The following is a 697-nucleotide window of genomic DNA, read 5'->3' as shown; positions in this document are numbered from 1 at the left end:
CGTGGCGTCTTGCTTGACCGTCTCCATCACGACCAGCCGGTCAGTGGGCAATACGGGTCCGTCCAACGAGCTGTCCGTCGGAATCGAACACTCAAAGATGACGAAGAAGTCCTTGAGCTACTGGAGGCGGAAGGGATCGACCCCGAGCGCGTGCTGAGTGTCGACACGAGCAAACTTGACGATGCGCTGGAAGTGACGTCACTCTCTGAGTCCGACGTGTACGAGATCGACGAAAGCGAGTATGTACGGAAGGCAGACGTCGACGACGAGATGAAAGAAAGCCGTCTCCAAGGGCTCAAAGACCAGTTAGCTGGAGCCGACGAAGACACAACCGAGCTCCAAGCTGAAATCGAAGAACTGGAAGAACGTATTACCGAACTCACGAGCTTTGATTCCGGGACATCCTTCCATACCCGTTCAACTGGTGGGTAGCCGGTACCCACATCTGTACCCGTTGAGAGACGACAGACCGGCCACGGGAATTGACTTGATGCTGTGTCCGGTTCTTCTTTGAGGCTGGTTTTATCGGTGTTATGGACGAAGTTATCGTATGAGCGACTCGGCGTCTCCAAGCATCTCTGTCTCGTTATCTGAGCCTACTAATGTTTCGACAGTCCTAGACCGAGCCGGAATCGATTACGTCACCGTTCATGAGCAGCGACTGCTGGCAATCTATCATCAGTCGATCACATCGACA

Annotated in this window: 1 pseudogene; it reads left to right on the top strand. The window is 53.8% G+C overall.

The window, feature by feature from the left end:
- Positions 1-432: pseudogene (locus tag Z052_RS03750) on the top strand (hypothetical protein); the annotation flags it as partial.
- Positions 433-697 lie beyond the last annotated feature (265 nt).

The organism is Halorubrum sp. C191, assembly GCF_002727095.1.
GTDB classification, from domain to species: domain Archaea; phylum Halobacteriota; class Halobacteria; order Halobacteriales; family Haloferacaceae; genus Halorubrum; species Halorubrum ezzemoulense.
The sequence above is the reverse complement of the archived record's forward strand: the minus strand, read 5'-3'. Positions and strand labels throughout refer to the sequence as shown.